This window comes from Flavobacterium sp., from assembly GCF_965277525.1.
Lineage (GTDB): Bacteria > Bacteroidota > Bacteroidia > Flavobacteriales > Flavobacteriaceae > Flavobacterium.
Genome location: NZ_CBDIDC010000009.1, coordinates 20,584 through 41,335, shown reverse-complemented (window position 1 = coordinate 41,335; position 20,752 = coordinate 20,584). Strand labels below are relative to the sequence as shown.

The following is a 20,752-nucleotide window of genomic DNA, read 5'->3' as shown; positions in this document are numbered from 1 at the left end:
CATAAAAAATTGCGCCTTTGCGAGAAATAAAAAACAGAAAGATCTTAGTGCTTTCGTAGCAAATCTTTACGATACATAAAACGAAGCATTTTCCACATTGATAATGTCAATAGGCAACATAATCGTTTCAGGGATATCCTTGCGGAATAAAAAATGCTCGACTAAAGTACTGACACCTAAATAGGCTTGTCTTTTCTGATTTTGATGAATTAGGAAATGAACCAATCCCTGATTTAAGAAATTGACGTTCTTTTCGATCAAATCATACCCAATAAGCGCAACTTTTTTATTTTTAAGGGGAGCCAAAATAGAAGCAATTTGATATGCTTTAGAAGTCGTTATGAAAATCCCTTTTAGATTTGGATTTTCTTCTAAAAAAATAGAAAACTTAGTTTCAACATTAGGATGCTTTAATTTTAAAGTGGTCATAGAAAAACCTATAATCTTTTTTTCATCAAAATAATTTCTAAAACCTTTTTCCTTCTCCTGCATGTGAACCGCATTTTTAAGGCTCTCGTCAATATGGATAATGGCAATTTGTCCGTCAGTTAGAATAAGATTCATAAGGCTTGCAGCTACACGACCGCTTTTGTACAAATCCTGCCCAACGAACCCTTTAATAGATGCTGTTTCGATTTGATTGTTAAAAGTGTTCACTATAATACCTAATTCATCGTATTGCTTTACGATTTCTAGTGTTTCTTTATGAAATAACGGGGCAATTAAGACAGCATCAGGCGATTGATTGATTACAGTTTCATTTGTGCTCAAAAACGATTTGGTACTTTCAGGATTAAAATAATGTGTTTCAATAACGACACTATAGGCTTTAAATTCTGTTATTGCTTCCTGAATTCCGTTGACACAAGGAAGCCAGTAAGGATCAATTTCCGGATCCGGGAGTAAAACACAGATGCGATAAACCTTGGTGTTTTTTAAGTTTCTGGCAATTAAATTGGGTTCATAATCAATAACGTTTAAAACTTCATTGATTTTATCTAATGCCGCTGGAGAAACTTTTCCTCTATTATGCAAAACCCGGTCTACAGTTCCTTTAGAAACTCCGGCCATTTTTGCTATATCCTTAATGGTGTACTTTTTATCCATACGAGCAAATATAGAAACTTTGATTTAATATTTTGAAAATCTTGTAAGAATTGTTAAGTGTGCTCGAGAACATTTTTATAGTGTGTTCGAGCACATTTTTATTTTTTTTCTTGTTTTATAAAAATATAATATATAGTTTCGTAGAATCAAAACCAAAAAAACAGAATAAATTCTTAACCAATTAATGTTGTAATTGTTTGTTTTACAATGTTTTATTATAAAATTTTTAAGTGAAAAAAATTACTTCATTAGCCCCTGGCCGGACATGTCTCTTTGGAGATCACCAGGATTATTTAGGATTGCCGGTTATCGCCTGTGCAATTGATCGAAATATAAAACTAACCGCAGAACAAAATGATACCCGGACATTTGTTCTAAATATGATTGATATCGATGAAATCCGGATCATTGCCATTGATGCTACTTTTGATGCATTAGAACCTCGGGATTATTTTGCTTCTTCATTAAGAGTATTGCGCAGGTATGGTTGTGTTCCTAATGTGGGTTATACGATCACAATTACAGGAGATATTCCAATTAATTCAGGAACATCAAGTTCGTCAGCTTTATTAATGGCGTGGATTCGTTTTTTAATTTCAGCTTTTGGAGTTGATCAAGAAGTTACTCCTGAATTTATAGCAAAAGTGGGATATGAATCTGAGGTTTTAGAACACGGAGAACCTGGCGGAATGATGGATCATTTTAGCATTGGAGTAGGAAATGTGGTCTATATTAATACCAAAGAACCTTTCTCGTTTAAAATAATCAGAACTGATTTAAAAGGTTTAATTACGGGAGTTTCAGGAGTTCCCAAAGAGACAATTGGTTTAATAGGTGAAATAAAAGGAAATGCACTAATGTCTATTGGCATTGTAAAACAAAATTTCCCTGATTTTGATTTGAATACATCTGAGATAGAAGATTTAGATCGCTACAGAAATTGTTTACCGGATCGCCTGATTCCGTTTTTTGAAGCCGCTTTAAAAAATTTCCATTATACCAAAGAAGCTTTAAAAGAATTTGAAAAACCAGTTCTAGATCTTCAAAAAATAGGTGCATTAATGAATCAGCACCATGAAGTTTTGCGTGATTTATTAAAAATTACAGTTCCGCGGATTGATGACATGATCAATGCGGCATTACGCGCAGGAGCTTACGGAGCTAAAATTGTAGGTTCCGGAGGTGGCGGCAGTATTGTTGTTATTGCAAATCCTGAAAAAGAGGATTTGATCATCCAAGCTATTTTAAAAGCCGGAGCCGAAGAAGCTTATGCAGTTTCTGTAGATCCGGGCGTGAGAATTATTGAAAATATTGAAATTTAAAAAATAAATATGCACAACAATTTAATTATTCTTGCGGGCGGAGCATCTTCCCGAATGAAAAAAGAAGCCGTTCTTGATAATTTATCGCCGGAAGAAATCGCGCAGGCAAACGAAAGAAGCAAAGGTTTAATTGGCGTTGGAGCAAGCGGAAGGCCTTTGTTAGATTATCTTTTATTGAATGCTAAAAAAGCAGGATATAAAAATATCTATATTATTATAGGAGAGCAGGGAGAGTTGTTTAAGGAATTTTACGGAAATCAAAATACGAATAATGATTTTCACGGACTCAGCATTTCCTTCGCTATACAATATATTCCGGCAGGAAGAATAAAACCTTTTGGTACAGCAGATGCGTTGTTTCAGGCTGTAGAACAATTTCCGGAATTAAACCAACAGCAATATTCGGTTTGTAATAGTGATAATTTATATTCGGCTGCAGCTTTATTGGCATTAAGAGAAACCGATAGTCCAAATGCTTTTATTGCTTACGATCGGGATGCATTAGAATTTCCTTCTGAAAGAATCTCGCGTTTTGCCATTGCCAAATTGGATAAAAACAATCAATTGCTTGATATATTAGAAAAACCATCTGCTGATGTTTTACAGGATTATAAAGATGTTGAAGGTAAGATAAGAGTAAGTATGAATGCTTTTAAATTCAATGGAAGGGCTTTATATAGCCATCTTAAAAATTGTCCCGTTCATCCCGAAAGAGACGAAAAAGAACTCCCAACAGTACTTTTAAATGCGGTAAAAAAACATCCAAATACAACTTTGGGAATTCCGTTTTCAGAACATGTTCCTGATTTAACTGCCAAGGAAGATATTGCTGATGTAAAACGATATTTGCAGCAATTTTACCCGGTTTTAGACTGGGGTATCTAATAAAATTAACAAAAAATTGATATCTAATTTACGAATAAGTACAACTTATTAGACTACTTTTGTTTTAAAATTGCAAAAAAAATGCATTTAATTGTGTTTTAATTGCAATATATTTGCAAAAAAAGTTGATGTTATTTTAGATAGAAAAAATAACTAATCTATTAACAATCAACCAAAAGTATTATGTCAAACATTGAAAGTGTATTACAAATAGAAAAAAGGAGTACCATTATTCCGATGGTCATTTTAACCGCATTATTTTTTATTTTGGGTTTTGTTACCTGGCTTAACGGACCTTTGATTCCATTTTTTCAACTGGCGTGTGAGTTGACTTCTTCACAAGCTTATTTTGTAACTTTTGCTTTTTACATTGCTTATTTTGTAATGGCTATTCCGTCATCGTGGGTGATCGAAAAAGTAGGATATAAAAACGGTATTTCGTTAGGATTATTAATCATTGCTGCCGGGGCATTTATGTTTTATCCGGCTGCTGAAACTCGAACTTTTCTATTGTTTTTAATGGCATTATTTGTAATGGGAACCGGTTTGGCAATTTTGCAAACAGCATCAAATCCTTATGTAGTCGTAATTGGTCCAAGAGAAAGTGCCGCAGCCAGAATCAGTGTTTTGGGAATTGCAAATAAACTAGCCGGATTCGTGGCACCATTGCTATTGACAGCTTTGGTTTTGTCTAATATGCAGGAGTTTACAGCAGATAAAATCGCAATGTTAGATTCGGTTTCAAAATCAAATGCTTTAAATTCTCTTGCATTGCAATTGCAAAGACCTTACCTTTATATGGGATTGATTATAATGGTTTTGGCGCTTTTAGTAAAGCTGTCACCATTGCCTGAAATTGATTTGGATGAAGATGGAAATGTGACGCATTTGAGTATTTTTAAGCAAATCAGAAATGCATTCAGACGTCCTCAATTGGTTTTAGGAGTGATCACGTTAATGCTGTATTTGGCTGCCGAAGTTCTGGCGGGAGATTCTATCGGAGCTTTCGGAAAAGAATTAGGAGTGTATGGAACGGATGGAAATTTTTATCTAAAATTAACTTCTTTTACCATGTCGGCAATGGTTGTGGGGTATATATTAGGTATCACATTAATCCCTAAATATCTTTCGCAGGTAACGGCGTTAAAAGCATCAGGAGTTTTGGGTTTAATTTTAGTAATGATAATCGTATTGATTTCGCCTAAGATAATGATCCAATTACCCGGAATTCCAAATTTGCCTGTAGTGATACTTTTAGTCGCATTATTGGGTTTAGCAAATGCATTGTGTTGGCCGGCGATTTGGCCGATGGCACTGGAGGATTTGGGCGGATATACTAAAATAGGAAGTGCTATTTTGATTATGGGGATCATTGGGGGAGCCATCTTTCCTTTATTATACGGATTGATCACAGAAAATATAAATGCATCAAATATGGCAAACGGAACCGCAAACGTATCAAAAAGCGGCAATCAGATTGCCTATTTAATGCTGTTGCCATCTTATTTAATGATTCTTTTTTATGCAATAAAAGGTCATAAATATCGAAGTTGGAAAATGTAACGAGAGGAATTAAAAAAAACTATATCATGTTAAAAAGTAAAATAGACAAAGCGACAGGTTTCGAAAAACGATTTGAAAATATCAATACGGTTGTTTTCGAAAATTCTGGCGATGCATCAAAAGCAGTAGCACAGGAAATTGCAGCTTTAATTCAATCCAAAGAAAAAGAAAATAAGCCTTGTATTTTAGGTCTTGCAACAGGATCTTCTCCAAAAGGATTATATGCCGAGTTAGTGCGTTTGCATAAAGAGGAAGGCTTGAGTTTTAAAAATGTAATTAGTTTTAATCTGGATGAATATTATCCGATGGAACCCAACTCAATCAACAGCTATGTTCGCTTTATGAAAGAATTGTTGTTTGATCATGTCGATATTTTACCTGAAAACGCTCATGTACCGGACGGACTTTTGACAAAAGAACAAATCGCAGATTATTGCCATAATTACGAAGCTAAAATTGAAGCTTTAGGTGGAATCGATTTGCAAATCCTTGGAATTGGAGGTAACGGACATATTGGTTTTAATGAATCGGGTTCACTGCAAAACTCTAAAACACGTTTGGTCGCTTTAGATCATATTACAAGAGTAGCAGCAAGTAAAGATTTCTTCGGATTGAGTAATACACCAAGAACAGCAATCACGCTTGGAGTAAAAAAAATCATGGAAGCTAAAAGAGTCATCTTATTGGCTTGGGGAGAAGGAAAAGCAAATGTGGTAAAAAGATCCGTAGAAGATGAGGTTACCAATAGAGTACCCGCTTCATTTTTGCAGGAGCATAACAATGCTGTTTTTGTTTTAGACAAAGAAGCGTCTTCAAAACTGACCAGAATCAACAAACCGTGGTTGGTAGAAAAAGTGATCTGGACAGACAAATTGACCCGTAAAGCGGTTTTAGGATTGGCACTTCAGCTTAAAAAACCAATTTTAATGTTGACTGATGCTGATTATATCGAACACGGAATGAGCGATTTATTAGCGGATTCTGGTCCTGCATACGACATCAATATAAAGATATTCAATAAATTACAAAATACAATTACAGGCTGGCCAGGCGGAAAACCAAATGCTGATGATTCTAATCGTCCCGAAAGAGCTGAACCGGCCAGAAAACGTGTATTGATTTTTAGTCCACACCCTGATGATGATATCATAAGTATGGGAGGAACTTTCATGCGTTTACAAGAGCAGGGACATGAGGTGCATGTGGCCTACCAAACTTCTGGAAATATTGCTGTTGCTGATGATGAAGCGTTGCGTTTTGCAAGATTTGTTATTGACTACAATGAAAAATTCGGGATAAAAAGCCCGGAAGCAGATGATATTTACAAAAAAGCACAAACTTTCCTGGAGAATAAAAAGAACAGTGAAATTGATATTCCTGAAGTTCGATACATCAAAGGATTAATTAGAAAAGGAGAAGCGAGAGCAACAAGTCATTTTGTTGGTTTAACAGACGATCAGATTCATTTTATGGAATTACCATTTTATGAAACCGGAACAATCGAGAAAAAACCAATCGGACAAGAAGACATCCAATTAACAATGGATTTAATCGAAAAAATTAAACCACATCAAATATATGCAGCAGGAGATTTAGCAGATCCACACGGAACGCACAAAGTATGTCTGGATGCTATTTTTGAAGCAGTAAAAGCGTTAAAACCAAAATCATTTATGGATGATTGCTGGTTATGGTTGTACCGCGGAGCATGGCAGGAATGGGGAATTGACGAAGTTGAAATGGCAGTACCAATGAGTCCTGATCAGGTATTGGCAAAACGTCACGGAATCTTCAAACACCAATCGCAAAAAGACGGTGTTGTTTTTCAGGGAACAGATGCCAGGGAATTTTGGCAGAGAGCCGAAGACAGAAATGCAGAAACAGCAGCTTTGTACCAGGAATTAGGTCTGGCAACTTACGCAGCGATGGAAGCTTTTGTGAGATGGCATTACTAAGTTGCTAAGGTTCTGAGTTGCTATCCCGATAGCTATCGGGACTAAGTTTTTTAGGGCTTTAAAAATATTCGCCACGAATTCACGAATTATATTAAAACTAATTCGTGAATTCGTGGCGAAGTCATTTTAATTTTATATTCTTTGGCAAAAAAAACAAACAGATAAGAAAATCATTTTAATCCTTTTATCCCGATAGCTATCGGGAGTGGCAAAAAAAGAATAGCTTTGTACCAACAAGAAGCAAGAAAGAGAATGAATCTGTATTCTCTTCTCTTGCTTCTTTCTTCTTAAAAAAAAATGGAACCAGACAAAAAACTTCTCATAAAATTAGCACATACCAAAATGCCTTTCGGAAAATACGAAGGAAGATTTTTAATCGACTTACCGGAATATTATGTGGTTTGGTATCATAATAAAGGATTTCCTAATGGCGAATTGGGGCAGCAATTAGCGCTTGTTTACGAATTAAAATTAAATGGATTGGAGGAATTAATCAGGAATATTAAAAAACAATATCCCAAACCGATAAAATAGTAAGAAAAATCTTTTGCTATTTCATTTTTTTTATTTAAGTTTGGTATATAAAAATATTACAATTTTTAAAAACTAATTGATACCACAGAATTCCAGACTGAATTTGCAAATGTGTACAAGTCAATATTTTGAAATTATAATATTTGATACATAAAAATATTATAATTTTTAAAAACAATTGATACCACAGAATTCAAGACTGAATTTGTAAATGTGTACAAGTCGATGTTTTAAAATTATAATATTTTTTTTTATGTCAAAACTTTACTTAACAAGCTGGTACTACAGCAGGTTTTATAGTCACCTTTTTTATAGGATCCCAAAACTTAAATAACAAGAAATCCCTTTTTAATTTATTTGTTAATAACTTTGAACTATTCTCTGTTGTTCGCGTAAGTGTTTTTATATTTTTGTAATAATTAACATAAAACACGATATGGAAAACAATTTACAACCGTCAAATGCTGGTCAGGGAATGGGTATTGCAGCCCTGGTATTAGGAATAGTAGGTGCTATCGCTGCATTTATTCCTTGCTTTGGTTTAGTTGCAGTAATTTTTGGAGTACTTGCAATAATTTTTGGAGCAATTGGTTTATCTCAGGCAAAAAGAGAAAATGCTCCTACCACAATGCCCAAAGCAGGTTTGATATTAGGAATCGTTGCAACAGCCTTTGTTCTGATATGGGTATTGGTTTTTGTTGGATCAGTAGGGTCCGCTGTATTGTCTCATAAAGATGAAATAACGAAAGCTATAGATTCAGCAAATGCAGATTCAGTAAAAATACAGGATTCTTTAGACGCTGTCGAAATAACAACTGATACTGTAAAAGTTGAAGTAAAAAAATAATAAATCTTTTTTGTGGAAATAAAATCCTCTTACGAAATTGATTCTTATAAAAAGATAAACATGATTTTTATTGCAATAATTATGTTTATCTTTTTTTATTGCTTTATAGTTCCATATTTAAATTTTGGTTTTAGCTCCTCTTGCGAAGGAATGCCTTTGGCCTATTGTAAAAGCAGAGGTCTAACGAGAGCTTTTGCTCAAATACTGAGATTCAACTTTGATGAAGCTATTCTTTATAATCCGTATAGTATAAAAGTTTTTTCTTTTTTTTTAATTCAATTGATAGTTCGTTTCCTTATCAATAAGATAGTTCGTCTATCGAATTTAAAAACAGTATTGACTACTGATATTATTTTTAGCTCAGTATTCTTTATTTTTTCATTTTATAATTTGGTAATAATTGGAACATAATTAGGGGAATATTCAAAAAAACATCTAATTAAAAGTTAAAATTATCGATTACGGAAACATGTAATCGTTCTATTTAAAAATTTGCAAATTATCTCATTCTCTAATTGATAAATTATCTAATTAAATTTGTACTTTTGCCAAGTTTTTTACACAACTACAATACAAACAACAACAGAATGAATCAAACAAAATATATTTTTGTTACAGGCGGTGTGACTTCTTCATTAGGAAAAGGGATTATCGCAGCATCTTTAGCAAAATTGTTACAAGGAAGAGGGTATCGTACAACAATTCAAAAATTTGATCCCTACATCAATGTGGATCCTGGTACGTTGAATCCATACGAACATGGAGAATGTTATGTAACAGATGACGGTGCAGAAACAGATTTAGATTTAGGTCACTACGAGCGTTTCCTGAATGTTCCTACTTCTCAGGCGAATAATGTTACCACAGGAAGAGTTTATCTTTCTGTTATTGAAAAAGAAAGAAGAGGAGAGTTTTTAGGAAAAACGGTTCAGGTTGTTCCTCATATTACAAACGAAATCAAAGACAGAATGCAATTGCTGGGAAAATCCGGCGATTATGATATTGTCATTACTGAAATTGGTGGAACTGTTGGTGATATAGAATCCTTACCTTATATAGAGTCTGTTCGTCAATTGGTTTGGGAATTAGGAGAAAATAACGGAATTGTTATTCACTTGACATTAGTTCCTTATTTGGCCGCTGCAGGTGAGTTAAAAACAAAACCTACACAACACTCTGTAAAAACATTGATGGAAAGTGGTATCAAAGCTGATATTTTGGTTTGCAGAACTGAACATGAGCTTTCTGATGAATTGCGTAATAAATTAGCATTATTTTGTAATGTAAAAAGAGAAGCAGTTATTCAGTCTATTGATGCTTCAACAATATATGAAGTTCCAAATTTAATGCTTGAAGAAGGATTAGATGTTGTGGCTTTAAAGAAATTAGATTTACCTAAAAAAGCAGCTCCGGATTTAAAAAACTGGAATACTTTTTTACGCAGATTAAAAAATCCAAAGCATACCATAAATATTGGTTTGATTGGAAAGTATGTAGAAATGCAGGATTGTTACAAATCTATTTTAGAAGCGTTTATTCATGCAGGCGCTTCGAACGAAACTAAAGTAAATGTTATTTCGATACACTCAGAACACATCAATAGTGATAATGTTGAGGAGAAATTAGGCCCTCTTGACGGAGTTTTAGTGGCTCCGGGTTTTGGAGAAAGAGGTATTGAAGGAAAAATCGAAGCAGTTCGTTTTGCACGTGAAAATGATATCCCGTTTTTCGGAATTTGTTTAGGAATGCAAATGTCTGTTATTGAGTATTCAAGGAATATTTTAGGTTATGCGGATGCCAATTCTACTGAGATGAACGAGAAAACGCCTCATCCGGTTGTAGATTTAATGGAAGAGCAAAAAACGATTACAGATAAAGGTGGTACAATGCGTCTTGGAGCTTGGAAATGTGATATTAAACCAAACACTTTAGCGCATAAAATTTACGGACAAAAGACAATTTCAGAGCGTCACCGTCACCGTTATGAGTACAATAATAAATATGCCGATGAACTACAAAAAGCTGGATTAATTGCTTCAGGAGTAAATCCGGATACAGGTTTGGTTGAAATTGTAGAACTTGAAAATCATCCGTTTTTTATTGGAGTACAATACCATCCTGAATATAAAAGTACAGTTGCAAACCCACATCCAATTTTTGTAAACTTTGTGGCTGCAGCAGTAAATAAGCATGTAAATACGCATAAAAAATAATAATTAATATTCTGGAGGATGTAACTTTTGAGTCAAACTCATTACTAATAGCCTTAATGAATAACCTTTTTTAAATTATAATGGAAGAAAAAAAATTTGATCTTAATTCAATCATTGGTTTTGTATTGATATTTGGAATTTTGATTTGGATTATGTACCAAAATCAACCTTCTGAGAAAGAGATTGCTGCTGAAAAAGCCAAGAAAGAATTAGTTGCTAAGCAAGAAGCACAAGCTCAGGCTGATAAAACTAAAACAGCTGTTTTACCAGTTACTGCTGCAACTCCAGGCGACACGGTTCAATTAGCGCAATTACAAAAAACATTAGGTGGTTTTGCTTATTCAGCGACACTTCCTACTGCTAAAGAAGGTTTTACAACTCTTGAAAACGATAAGATAAAACTTAAAATCGCTAATAAAGGAGGTTATATTGTTGAAGCTACTTTGAAAGAATTCAAAAGATTTGAAAAAAATTCAGGACAATTAGTAGAATTGATTAAAGACAATAATTCTAATTTAAACATTCAGTTACAAACAACGGATAACAGGACTTTAAACTCTAAAGATTTGTTTTTTGAACCAACGTTAACTAAAAACGGTTCAGATCAGATATTGACCATGCGTTTGAAAGCGGGTGCTAACGAATTTTTAGAATACAAATATGTATTAAAATCAAATGAATATTTAGTTGGTTTTGATATTCGTTCCCAAGGATTGAATAAAGTTTTAAATTCTTCTAAACCATTGGATTTAGTTTGGGATTTAAAAACTTACAGAAACGAAAAAAGTATTTCTTATGAAAACCGTTATGCTCAAATTGAGTATGAATATGGGGATAAAAAATATAGTTCTGTAAGTCAAACTGGTCAGGGAAAGGAAGAAACTCCTGAAAAAGTTAGTTATGTAGCTTTTAAGCAACACTTTTTTACCACTATTTTATCGACAGAGAAACCGTTTGAAAAGTCTAGATTACAATCAGATGATTTGGTTAAAGATGAAAAAATTGATACCGTTTTTACTAAACAATTCAAAGCAACTGTTCCTTTAGCTTTTTCTAATGGTGAAGTTGATTATAAAATGAGTTTGTATTTTGGACCGGCTGATTATAAAATTTTAAAGTCATACGATAAAAACTTCGAAAAAATTATTCCACTAGGTTGGGGGATTTTTGGTTGGATCAACAAATGGATTTTTATTCCATTATTCGGATTTTTAGCTTCATTTATTCCTTACGGAATTGCGATTATCATCTTTACGATAATTATCAAAATAGCGATGTCACCAATTACTTATAAGTCGTTCTTATCTCAGGCTAAAATGAAAGTATTGCGTCCGGAGATTACAGAGTTGGGAGAAAAGTTCAAAAAAGACCCAATGAAGAAACAACAAGAAACGATGAAATTGTACAACAAAGCAGGGGTGAACCCAATGGCAGGATGTATTCCGGCATTGATTCAGCTTCCGTTTATGTATGCGTCATTCCAGTTTTTCCCTTCGGCTTTTGAGTTAAGACAAAAAAGTTTCCTTTGGGCAGACGATTTATCCTCTTTTGATGCTGTTGTAAAATTACCATTCCATATTCCGCTGTATGGAGATCATATCAGTTTGTTTCCGATTTTGGCAGCAGTTGCGATTTTCTTCTATATGAAAATGACTTCTGGAGATCAACAAATGGCAGCGCCTCAGCAAGAAGGTATGCCGGATATGGCAAAAATGATGAAAATCATGATTTATGTTTCACCATTAATGATGTTAATTTTCTTCAATAGTTATGGTGCTGGTTTGAGTTTGTATAACTTTATCTCTAACTTAATTACAATTGGAATTATGTTTGTAATTAAAAACTACATAGTAGATACAGATAAAATTCATGCTCAGATTCAGGAAAATAAATTAAAGGAGCCTAAAAAACAAAGTAAGTTTCAACAACGTCTTCAGGAAGTGATGGAACAACAAGAGGCTACTAAAAAGCAGAATAAAAAATAATAACAATATAAAAAAAATCTCGATTTATCGGGATTTTTTTTTATCTAAAATATACTTTATAAGAGTCATTTTCGTTAAACTTTAAAATTGAATAGCAATGATTTGTAAAAAAATAATAATCGGATTATTTTTCCTAAACGCAGTTTTGGTATCGGCACAAGATTTTAATAAATCGGATGCAAACGGAAAAAAAGACGGGGTTTGGAAAGGAATTTATGAAGTATCTAAAAGGCCTCGTTATGAAGGAACTTTTAATCACGGAAAAGAAACAGGTGTCTTTAAGTTTTTTGATGATACAAAGAAGGGAGATGTCATTGCAACTCGTGATTTTACTGCAAATGATGGAAGTTCGTATACGATTTTTTATGATCAGAATAAAAACAAAGTAAGTGAAGGAAAAGAAGTTGGTAAAGCCCGTGAAGGCGAATGGAAATATTATCACAAAGCTTCTAAAGTAGTTATGACGCTGGAAAATTATAAAAATGGTAAGTTAGAAGGATTAAGAACAGTTTATTATCCAAACGCTAAAATTGCCGAAGAAATCAATTATATAAATGGTCTAAAAGATGGAATCTATAAGAAATACGGACAAAACGGTACTCTTTTAGAGCAAACTACTTATAAAGACAATGAATACAACGGTGAGGCTGTTTTTTATGATGCAGATGGTGTCGTAGCCTCAAAAGGAAAATTCGTAAACGGAAAAAAAGCGAATATGTGGCAATTTTACTTAAAAGGTAAATTGACCAAAGAAGTCAATATGAGCGATCCAAAAAGCAGTTATCAGGTAGATTCAAAACCGAAGATGAATTAATAAAGCCATTTAAAATCAAAAACATTTTTCATACCATAAGTTTTATCTACTAAGGCATTATATAAACTAATCAAAACTACCACAATTATCAAAAATAGGACTTATCTTTGCACCCTTGTAAAAATATAAACAATTTAGAATGAAACGTGTAGTTGTTGGACTTTCCGGTGGAGTAGATTCGAGTGTTGCTGCTTATTTATTGCAACAGCAGGGATACGAAGTTATTGGCCTTTTTATGAAAAACTGGCATGATGATTCGGTTACTATTTCTAATGAATGTCCTTGGTTAGAGGATAGTAATGACGCTTTATTAGTAGCTGAAAAACTCGGAATACCGTTTCAAACTGTTGATTTAAGTGAAGAGTACAAAGAGAAAATTGTTGATTATATGTTCAACGAATATGAAAAAGGGAGAACTCCAAATCCTGACGTGCTTTGTAATCGCGAGATCAAATTTGATGTTTTCATGAAAATTGCTTTAAGTCTTGGTGCTGATTATGTAGCAACAGGTCATTATTGTCAAAAAAATGAAATTGAAGTGGATGGAAAACCAGTATATCAACTGATTGCCGGTGCTGATAACAACAAAGATCAATCGTATTTTTTATGTCAATTATCACAAGATCAATTAGTGAAATCTTTATTCCCAATTGGAGCTTTAACCAAACCTGAAGTGCGTGAAATCGCTGCCGAAATGGATTTGGTAACAGCTGAAAAGAAAGATTCACAAGGATTATGTTTCATCGGGAAAGTACGTTTACCGGAATTTCTGCAACAAAAATTGCAACCAAAAGAAGGTAAAATTGTTCAGATTGATAAAAACGATCCAATTTATACTATCGAAAAACCTGTTGAAGTATCATTAATAGAAGAATTGAAATCAGAAGCTAAAAAGCGTGATTATCTTCCAACAATGGGAAAAGTGGTGGGCAAACATCAGGGAGCTCATTATTTTACTACAGGACAACGAAAAGGACTGAATGTAGGAGGAACAACAGATCCGTTATTTATTATTGCTACAGACGTTGAAACCAATACGATTTATACCGGTTTAACAAGTCAGCATCCTGGTTTGTTTAAAAAAGCTTTATTTATCGAAAAATCTGAAGTACACTGGATTCGTACAGATTTGAGTTTGAAAGTAGGTGAAACAATGCAGGTAATGGCTAGAATTCGTTACCGTCAGCCTTTGCAGGCAGCAACTCTGCATCAGTTCGAAGACGGAATGTATGTTCATTTTGATGAGCCTCAATCAGCAATAACGGAAGGTCAGTTTGTGGCCTGGTATTTAGATAATGAATTAGTTGGTTCGGGAGTAATTTCTTAGCTTTATACTTTTTTACAAAGGTTTTTTACCTTTAAAAAAAGTAAACTATGAGGTACTATTTTACATTTCTTTTACTGGTGTTTTCTTCTGTTGTGTTTTCACAGGAAGATGCGTGGGTATATTTTAAAGATAAACCAAATGCGCAAGCCTATTTGGACCATCCTTTAACAATGCTTTCGCAGCGTGCTCTCGATCGAAGAGCCAATCAGAATATTGCCTTAGATCTTACTGATGTTCCTGTAGGGGAATCCTATATTAATCAGGTGAAAATTAGTGTGGGGATTACAGTAATGGCACAATCCAAATGGTTAAATGCACTTCATATTCGAGGAACTCAAACGGATATTTTATCGCTAAAATCATTATCATTTGTAGACAAAGTAGTTTTTGCGAATAAAAATTTAAATGGAACTTCAAAAAAGGTTTCAGAGCACAAGGTTTCTAAAATCAACGACAAGCTTAAAACGACTGTTGATTACGCTTACGGATCTTCTGCAAATCAAATTCAGATGCTTAATGGTCAGATTTTGCATCAACAGAATTATACAGGATCAGGTAAAATAATTGCTGTTTTAGATGCTGGTTTTCCGGGTGTCAACACCGCTCAGCCTTTTAAAAAACTGATCGATAACAATCAAATCTTAGGAGGTTATGATTTTGTCAACAGAAATGAAAATTTCTATACAGGTGACGATCACGGAACTATGGTACTTTCTACAATGGGCGGCTATAAGGAAAGTGCTCTTATAGGCACTGCTCCCGATGCTTTTTATTATTTGTTCATTACAGAATATGATCCTACTGAGAATCCTGTCGAAGAATCCTATTGGGTAGAGGCAGCGGAAAAAGCAGATAATTTAGGAGTTGACATTATCACCACTTCCCTTGGTTATTTTGATTTTGATAATGCCAATTATAGTCACACCTATAGTGATATGAATGGTTCTACTAATTTTATTTCGCGTGGCGCTGAAATCGCTTTTAGTAAAGGAATAATCGTGGTAGCCTCAGCAGGAAATGAAGGAAGCACCTCAGAGCCTCATATTGGAGGGCCGGCGGATGCTGTTTCTGTTATTACTGTTGGTTCTGTAACAGCTTCAAAGGTAAAAGCAGGTAGTAGTTCAATTGGTCCAAGTTTCGACAATCGTATAAAACCGGATGTTATGGCTCAGGGAGCTTCAGCAGTAGTTTCAAATACTTCCGGAACTATTACAACAGCCAGCGGAACTTCATTTTCTTGTCCGATCATGGCAGGAATGATTGCATGTTTGTGGCAGGCTTTTCCGTCTAAAACCAATAAAGAAATCAGGCAAATGGTACTTCAGTCCTCAGATAGATATGCTGCTCCAAATAATAATTATGGTTACGGAATTCCAAATTTTGGGTCAACTTTAGGTATTGATACTTTTCAATCGTCTTCTTCTGATTTTTCAGTGTTTCCAAATCCTGCTAATACGACAGTTTCATTCTTGTTTAAAAGTGATAAAGCTTCTGTTTCAGTTTATTCTGTTTTAGGACAGAAAATAATAGAGCAACAAATAACGAATCAAAATCCGGTTCTTTCTGTTGAAGCTTTGAAAAGCGGACTCTATTTTTATACTTTTGATACTGATGATTTGCACAAAACAGGAAAGATAATCAAACAATAATAGCCTTTTTGAATGAATAAAATTACACAACTTTTTAATATAAAATATCCTATTGTTCAGGGCGGAATGATCTGGAATAGCGGTTATAAATTAGCTTCGGCTGTAAGTAATGCGGGAGGTTTGGGACTTATTGGAGCAGGTTCAATGTATCCTGAAGTATTACGTGAACATATCCGGAAATGCAAAAAAGCAACCGATAAACCTTTTGGGGTCAACATTCCGATGTTGTATCCTAATATCGAAGAAATCATGAATATTGTGATCGAAGAAGGCGTGAAAATCGTATTTACTTCTGCGGGAAATCCTAAAACCTGGACTTCTTTTTTGAAAGAGAAAGGAATTACGGTTGTGCATGTGGTAAGTAGTAGTGTTTTTGCTCTAAAAGCACAAGAAGCCGGAGTGGATGCCATTGTTGCTGAAGGTTTTGAAGCAGGCGGGCATAACGGCCGTGATGAAACGACAACACTGACTTTGATTCCAATGGTGAAAGAAAAAATCAATATCCCGATTATAGCTGCCGGTGGAATTGCAACCGGACGCGGAATGCTTGCCACAATGATTCTTGGTGCAGATGGTGTTCAGGTAGGAAGCCGTTTTGCTGCATCGATAGAATCTTCTTCACACAATAATTTTAAAGAAACGATAGTTAAAGTTAAAGAAGGTGATACACAATTGACATTGAAAGAATTAGCTCCTGTACGATTGATTAAAAATAAATTCTACAATGATGTTCAGGAATTGTATGAAAAATGTCCATCCAAAGAAGATTTAGTACAGCTTTTAGGCAGGGCGAGGGCCAAAAAAGGAATGTTCGAAGGTGATCTTGAAGAGGGCGAGCTCGAAATTGGGCAAATTGCGGGATTAATTCATGAGATTTTGCCTGTACAACAAATTGTTCAAGAAATGATAGCTGAATTTGAAGTTGCTTGCCAAGAAAAAGCTAAATTTGAGTTCTAATTATCTGCATTACATATTATATGAATTCTATCCGCACTTATATATTACTACTATTTTTAGGACTTTGTCTGCAACAAGCTTATAGCCAGACTTATCAATTTAAAACTTCTGGGTTTAGTGTTTTAGAAAAGAATGAAAAAGGGAAATGGGGCGAATGGTCGAATCTTGATTTGGTAAATTTATCATTAGTTCTGGACACCAATAAACATAGAATTGTAGTTTACTCTCAGGAAATACAGCTTTTTAAAATTCTGGATTATATCGAACGAGAAGAAAACGATACTGATATTGTCTATTCTTTCATGTGTAAAGATAATGACGGCCGGGAATGCAAACTTTCTATCATTACCCGAAAAAAGCAAGATTATCGTAAGCAACTTTATATCAACTACGACGATCATATTATTGTTTATAATATTTTTAGTGTGTAAATTTTAGTGGCCACGATTTCAGAAGAATCAGATAGGTTTTAAAATCTGTCGGTTGTATATATTTAGTTTTTTTATTAAAATATAAAATAAGTACTATCTTAGATTGTATTAAATCAATAACTTAAGATATGGCTCACGAAGAAATCAATCTGAAAAGAACAGCCCGAACAGCAGGTGTAATATATCTGTTTATTGTCGTAACAGGTATTTTTGGCATTATGTATGTGCCGATGCAACTGATAGATTCAGGTAATCTGTCTTTTACAATGCGTACAATATTAAAGCATGAGATTTTGTTTCGCGCTGGTATTATGAGCAACTTAATCTGTCAGACTTTATTTGTTTTTTTAGTTTTGCAACTTTACAACTTATTTAAAAATGTAAACAAGCATTTGTCCAGAACTATGTTTGCATTGGTAATTGTGGGCGTACCAATAGCCTTTTTAATTATTTTTAACCAATTGTTTGCCTTATTATTGTTGAAAGCAGATTTCATGAAGTCTTTTAAACCCGCACAATTACAATCCTTAATAATGGCATTTCTTAAAATGTATAATTACGGAAATGTTGTTATAGGCATCTTCTGGGGACTTTGGTTAATTCCTTTTGGACAGCTGGTGTGTAAGTCAGAATTTATTCCTAAGATTTTTGGCGTACTATTAGTTATAGGCGGATCAGCTTATGTAGTTGATGCTTTTACTTTTGTATTATTTCCGGATTATCATTATGCGATAACGGGCACAATTGTTGGTTTAACATCCTCGGTAGCTGAAATTGCAATAGTTTTGTGGTTATTAATTAAGGGATTTAGAAAAGTTGCAGTTTAAGCAGAAAAATAAGAATAGCTACAATTGTTAAAGCAACAAACCCGATAGATTTCTAAAACCTGTCGGGTTTGCTATATAAAAACTCAGAAGCTTAGCATCTGAGAATCTTAGTACCTTTTAAGAATCAATATCTTTAATAAAATCATCATACTCGAGATAAAACATTTCCAAAGCATTCATTTTTTCGAAAAAGAAATCAAAAATAGTATCCCAGTTATTGCGGTTACTAAAACCTACACCTTGTATTTCGATCCAGATTCGGCTGATGGTTTTACCACTTTCCAGCGTGTAGTTTTTTTCGAAAACCAGATCTTTAATAAATTCTTCTTCCAGAATATTTTTTAAAGCCTCCAATTTTTCAAAATAAGCATTTCGTTTTTCATCGCTTCTCTGTTCGATATCAATTAAAACTTGTGCTTTTTTATTGTCTACATAAAATTTAAAAGAGAAATCTTTAATCTTTGTGTCATAAAGGACCCATTTTCGCGGATATTTCTCTGCGAAAGCCACCCAAAATTCTCTTTTTATTTTTTGTGATTCTTCTTTACTGTACATTTTTATGGCTTTGATTTTAGAAAGCTTGTAGGAACCCGTTTTCTAAACTATATTTATATTTTATTTGAAAGTACAAAAATAAACTTTGATTATGGATTTTCAAGATTTTTTGCAATATGTTCCTAATTTAATTCCGGTAGAACTACCGGCAGTGGCTTCTCATATAAAAATGGCTCCCAAAGAAAGAATAGAAGCCCTTAAAAATCTGGACCTTAAAATAGAAAATCCCAGAATAGCAGCTGTAATGATGTTGTTTTATCCAAAAGAAGAGAAAACGCATTTGGTTTTAATTGTCAGGAATGCTTATAATGGAGTTCACTCATCTCAAATTGCTTTTCCGGGAGGGAAATATGAAACTACAGATGCAGATTATCAGGAAACAGCACTAAGGGAAACACATGAAGAAGTTGGAGTAGTACCTGAAAAGGTAGAGATACTCAAACATTTTACACCAATGTATATTCCGCCAAGTAATTTTTTGGTGCACCCTTTTTTAGGAATTTCAAAAGAAGAACTTTCATTTTATCCCGATATTAGAGAAGTAGCCGATATTATAGAGTTGCCGTTGTCTGTTTTTTTAGACGATGAAATTATTGTCGAAGCCACGTTGTCAACTTCTTATGCAAATAATATTGTAGTTCCGGCATTTAATATTCAGAATCATATCGTTTGGGGAGCTACTGCAATGATATTAAGTGAATTGAGAGATGTTTTGAAAATTGTTTTTGAAGGAAACAAGTAAAGAAAGAAAATTAACAATTTGATATTCATTATAATAACAATTTATTTGCGAAATTGCTTTATAGTATTGCTAAAAGAATAATTTTTGTATGTTTGCGTGATAACAAAAAAATACAAAACACAGCTATGGGATTGTTTAAGCGAAATCCTTTTGGACATATATTATTCATCAAGAAATGGTTAATTCGTATTTTGGGTGCCATGACTCATAGGAGATACAGGGGTTTTAACGATTTGCAGATTGAAGGATCTGAGATCATTAAGACTTTGCCAGATACAAATGTGCTTTTTATATCCAATCACCAGACTTATTTTGCTGACGTTGTAGCGATGTTTCATGTGTTTAACGCAAGTTTAAGCGGACGTCAGGATACTATTAAGAATATTGGATATCTATGGCAACCAAAGATGAATATTTATTATGTCGCGGCCAAAGAAACCATGCAGGCAGGTTTATTACCACGAATATTAGCTTACGTTGGTGCTATCACGGTGGAAAGAACCTGGCGTGCAAAAGGAGTTGATGTTACAGAAAAACGTGAAGTTAACCCAAATGATACCGAGAACATTAGAATTGCGCTTGAAGATGGCTGGGTAATTACATTTCCGCAAGGAACTACAAAATCGTTTAAGCCCGTACGCAAAGGAACAGCCCATATTATTAAACAACATAAACCAATTGTAATTCCTATTGTTATTGATGGTTTTCGTCGTTCATTTGATAAAAAGGGATTGCGAATGAAGAAAAAAGGAATTCTACAATCTTTCATTATCAAAGAACCTCTTGATATTGATTATGAAAATGATACCATAGAACAAATTGTTGAAAAAGTAGAATATGCTATTGAGCAGCATCCGTCGTTCCTGAAAGTTATTCCTGCCGAGGTAATCAAAGTAGAGGAAGAACTTAATGAAATGAGAAGATGGAGTTATAAGGCATCAGAAAGCGAACATTAGATCTTATATAAACTGTTAAGTTTGAAAACTTACTAACTTGGTTTTTTTAAGCTGTAACGACTTTAAAAAAAACTTAGAAACTT

Annotated in this window: 18 protein-coding genes; 16 read left to right on the top strand and 2 right to left on the bottom strand. The window is 33.9% G+C overall.

Going from position 1 to position 20,752, the window contains the following annotated elements:
* Positions 1 to 66 precede the first annotated feature (66 nt).
* On the bottom strand, positions 67 to 1,107 hold the full coding sequence (locus tag ACQY44_RS17340) for a LacI family DNA-binding transcriptional regulator (RefSeq protein ID WP_428231555.1): 1,041 nt from the start codon (positions 1,105 to 1,107) through the stop codon (positions 67 to 69).
* A gap of 230 nt (positions 1,108 to 1,337) precedes the next feature.
* Here ACQY44_RS17340 and ACQY44_RS17335 point away from each other — a divergent pair, with 230 nt between their 5' ends.
* From ACQY44_RS17335 to ACQY44_RS17270, 14 genes are all read left to right on the top strand, one after another.
* Positions 1,338 to 2,429, top strand: coding sequence for a mevalonate kinase family protein (locus ACQY44_RS17335; protein WP_428231554.1), 1,092 nt, complete (start codon positions 1,338 to 1,340; stop codon positions 2,427 to 2,429).
* Between the two features lie 9 nt (positions 2,430 to 2,438).
* Positions 2,439 to 3,314 carry a sugar phosphate nucleotidyltransferase gene (locus ACQY44_RS17330; RefSeq protein WP_428231553.1) on the top strand — a complete coding sequence of 292 codons (876 nt, stop codon included), beginning with the start codon at positions 2,439 to 2,441 and terminating at the stop codon, positions 3,312 to 3,314.
* 183 nt (positions 3,315 to 3,497) lie between these two features.
* Positions 3,498 to 4,877, top strand: a complete 1,380-nt coding sequence (locus ACQY44_RS17325; protein WP_428231552.1) for a sugar MFS transporter — start codon at positions 3,498 to 3,500, stop codon at positions 4,875 to 4,877.
* 26 nt (positions 4,878 to 4,903) lie between these two features.
* A complete protein-coding gene (gene nagB, locus ACQY44_RS17320; RefSeq protein WP_428231551.1) occupies positions 4,904 to 6,832 on the top strand; it encodes a glucosamine-6-phosphate deaminase in 1,929 nt (642 codons plus the stop codon).
* A gap of 297 nt (positions 6,833 to 7,129) precedes the next feature.
* The gene (locus ACQY44_RS17315; RefSeq protein ID WP_428231550.1) at positions 7,130 to 7,366 is read left to right on the top strand and encodes a DUF3820 family protein; all 237 of its coding nucleotides are present in this window, start codon (positions 7,130 to 7,132) and stop codon (positions 7,364 to 7,366) included.
* Between the two features lie 436 nt (positions 7,367 to 7,802).
* Positions 7,803 to 8,213 carry a hypothetical protein gene (locus ACQY44_RS17310; RefSeq protein ID WP_428231549.1) on the top strand — a complete coding sequence of 137 codons (411 nt, stop codon included), beginning with the start codon at positions 7,803 to 7,805 and terminating at the stop codon, positions 8,211 to 8,213.
* Between the two features lie 587 nt (positions 8,214 to 8,800).
* Entirely contained in the window at positions 8,801 to 10,426 is a 1,626-nt protein-coding gene (locus tag ACQY44_RS17305; protein ID WP_428231548.1) for a CTP synthase, read from the top strand.
* A gap of 80 nt (positions 10,427 to 10,506) precedes the next feature.
* Positions 10,507 to 12,411, top strand: a complete 1,905-nt coding sequence (gene yidC / locus ACQY44_RS17300; protein WP_428231547.1) for a membrane protein insertase YidC — start codon at positions 10,507 to 10,509, stop codon at positions 12,409 to 12,411.
* A 97-nt stretch (positions 12,412 to 12,508) separates the two neighbouring features.
* The gene (locus ACQY44_RS17295; RefSeq protein ID WP_428231546.1) at positions 12,509 to 13,225 is read left to right on the top strand and encodes a toxin-antitoxin system YwqK family antitoxin; all 717 of its coding nucleotides are present in this window, start codon (positions 12,509 to 12,511) and stop codon (positions 13,223 to 13,225) included.
* 139 nt (positions 13,226 to 13,364) lie between these two features.
* Complete coding sequence (mnmA, locus tag ACQY44_RS17290; RefSeq protein ID WP_428231545.1) at positions 13,365 to 14,552, top strand: tRNA 2-thiouridine(34) synthase MnmA; 1,188 nt, start codon at positions 13,365 to 13,367, stop codon at positions 14,550 to 14,552.
* 47 nt (positions 14,553 to 14,599) lie between these two features.
* Positions 14,600 to 16,201 (top strand): S8 family serine peptidase, encoded by a 1,602-nt coding sequence (locus ACQY44_RS17285; protein WP_428231544.1) that lies wholly within the window; start codon positions 14,600 to 14,602, stop codon positions 16,199 to 16,201.
* A gap of 12 nt (positions 16,202 to 16,213) precedes the next feature.
* Entirely contained in the window at positions 16,214 to 17,158 is a 945-nt protein-coding gene (locus tag ACQY44_RS17280; RefSeq protein ID WP_428231543.1) for an NAD(P)H-dependent flavin oxidoreductase, read from the top strand.
* A gap of 20 nt (positions 17,159 to 17,178) precedes the next feature.
* Complete coding sequence (locus ACQY44_RS17275; RefSeq protein ID WP_428231542.1) at positions 17,179 to 17,589, top strand: hypothetical protein; 411 nt, start codon at positions 17,179 to 17,181, stop codon at positions 17,587 to 17,589.
* A 128-nt stretch (positions 17,590 to 17,717) separates the two neighbouring features.
* Positions 17,718 to 18,416 carry a DUF4386 domain-containing protein gene (locus ACQY44_RS17270; RefSeq protein WP_428231541.1) on the top strand — a complete coding sequence of 233 codons (699 nt, stop codon included), beginning with the start codon at positions 17,718 to 17,720 and terminating at the stop codon, positions 18,414 to 18,416.
* Positions 18,417 to 18,533: 117 nt separating this feature from the next.
* Here ACQY44_RS17270 and ACQY44_RS17265 read toward each other — a convergent pair whose 3' ends face one another.
* The gene (locus ACQY44_RS17265; RefSeq protein WP_428231540.1) at positions 18,534 to 18,971 is read right to left on the bottom strand and encodes a DUF4268 domain-containing protein; all 438 of its coding nucleotides are present in this window, start codon (positions 18,969 to 18,971) and stop codon (positions 18,534 to 18,536) included.
* A gap of 91 nt (positions 18,972 to 19,062) precedes the next feature.
* Here ACQY44_RS17265 and ACQY44_RS17260 point away from each other — a divergent pair, with 91 nt between their 5' ends.
* Both ACQY44_RS17260 and ACQY44_RS17255 read left to right on the top strand, forming a co-directional pair.
* Positions 19,063 to 19,713, top strand: a complete 651-nt coding sequence (locus ACQY44_RS17260; RefSeq protein ID WP_428231539.1) for an NUDIX hydrolase — start codon at positions 19,063 to 19,065, stop codon at positions 19,711 to 19,713.
* A gap of 125 nt (positions 19,714 to 19,838) precedes the next feature.
* Positions 19,839 to 20,669, top strand: coding sequence for a lysophospholipid acyltransferase family protein (locus ACQY44_RS17255; protein WP_428231538.1), 831 nt, complete (start codon positions 19,839 to 19,841; stop codon positions 20,667 to 20,669).
* Positions 20,670 to 20,752: the final 83 nt, after the last annotated feature.

Bases quoted from the DNA above. Each gene is read 5' to 3' on its own strand.
- ACQY44_RS17270 (WP_428231541.1), top strand. From the start codon at position 17,718: ATGGCTCACGAAGAAATCAATCTGAAAAGAACAGCCCGAACAGCAGGT.
- ACQY44_RS17305 (WP_428231548.1), top strand. From the start codon at position 8,801: ATGAATCAAACAAAATATATTTTTGTTACAGGCGGTGTGACTTCTTCA.
- ACQY44_RS17295 (WP_428231546.1), top strand. From the start codon at position 12,509: ATGATTTGTAAAAAAATAATAATCGGATTATTTTTCCTAAACGCAGTT.
- ACQY44_RS17340 (WP_428231555.1), bottom strand. From the start codon at position 1,107: ATGGATAAAAAGTACACCATTAAGGATATAGCAAAAATGGCCGGAGTT.
- ACQY44_RS17325 (WP_428231552.1), top strand. From the start codon at position 3,498: ATGTCAAACATTGAAAGTGTATTACAAATAGAAAAAAGGAGTACCATT.
- ACQY44_RS17255 (WP_428231538.1), top strand. From the start codon at position 19,839: ATGGGATTGTTTAAGCGAAATCCTTTTGGACATATATTATTCATCAAG.
- ACQY44_RS17265 (WP_428231540.1), bottom strand. From the start codon at position 18,971: ATGTACAGTAAAGAAGAATCACAAAAAATAAAAAGAGAATTTTGGGTG.
- ACQY44_RS17310 (WP_428231549.1), top strand. From the start codon at position 7,803: ATGGAAAACAATTTACAACCGTCAAATGCTGGTCAGGGAATGGGTATT.
- mnmA (WP_428231545.1), top strand. From the start codon at position 13,365: ATGAAACGTGTAGTTGTTGGACTTTCCGGTGGAGTAGATTCGAGTGTT.
- ACQY44_RS17315 (WP_428231550.1), top strand. From the start codon at position 7,130: ATGGAACCAGACAAAAAACTTCTCATAAAATTAGCACATACCAAAATG.
- yidC (WP_428231547.1), top strand. From the start codon at position 10,507: ATGGAAGAAAAAAAATTTGATCTTAATTCAATCATTGGTTTTGTATTG.
- nagB (WP_428231551.1), top strand. From the start codon at position 4,904: ATGTTAAAAAGTAAAATAGACAAAGCGACAGGTTTCGAAAAACGATTT.
- ACQY44_RS17330 (WP_428231553.1), top strand. From the start codon at position 2,439: ATGCACAACAATTTAATTATTCTTGCGGGCGGAGCATCTTCCCGAATG.
- ACQY44_RS17280 (WP_428231543.1), top strand. From the start codon at position 16,214: ATGAATAAAATTACACAACTTTTTAATATAAAATATCCTATTGTTCAG.
- ACQY44_RS17275 (WP_428231542.1), top strand. From the start codon at position 17,179: ATGAATTCTATCCGCACTTATATATTACTACTATTTTTAGGACTTTGT.
- ACQY44_RS17260 (WP_428231539.1), top strand. From the start codon at position 19,063: ATGGATTTTCAAGATTTTTTGCAATATGTTCCTAATTTAATTCCGGTA.
- ACQY44_RS17285 (WP_428231544.1), top strand. From the start codon at position 14,600: ATGAGGTACTATTTTACATTTCTTTTACTGGTGTTTTCTTCTGTTGTG.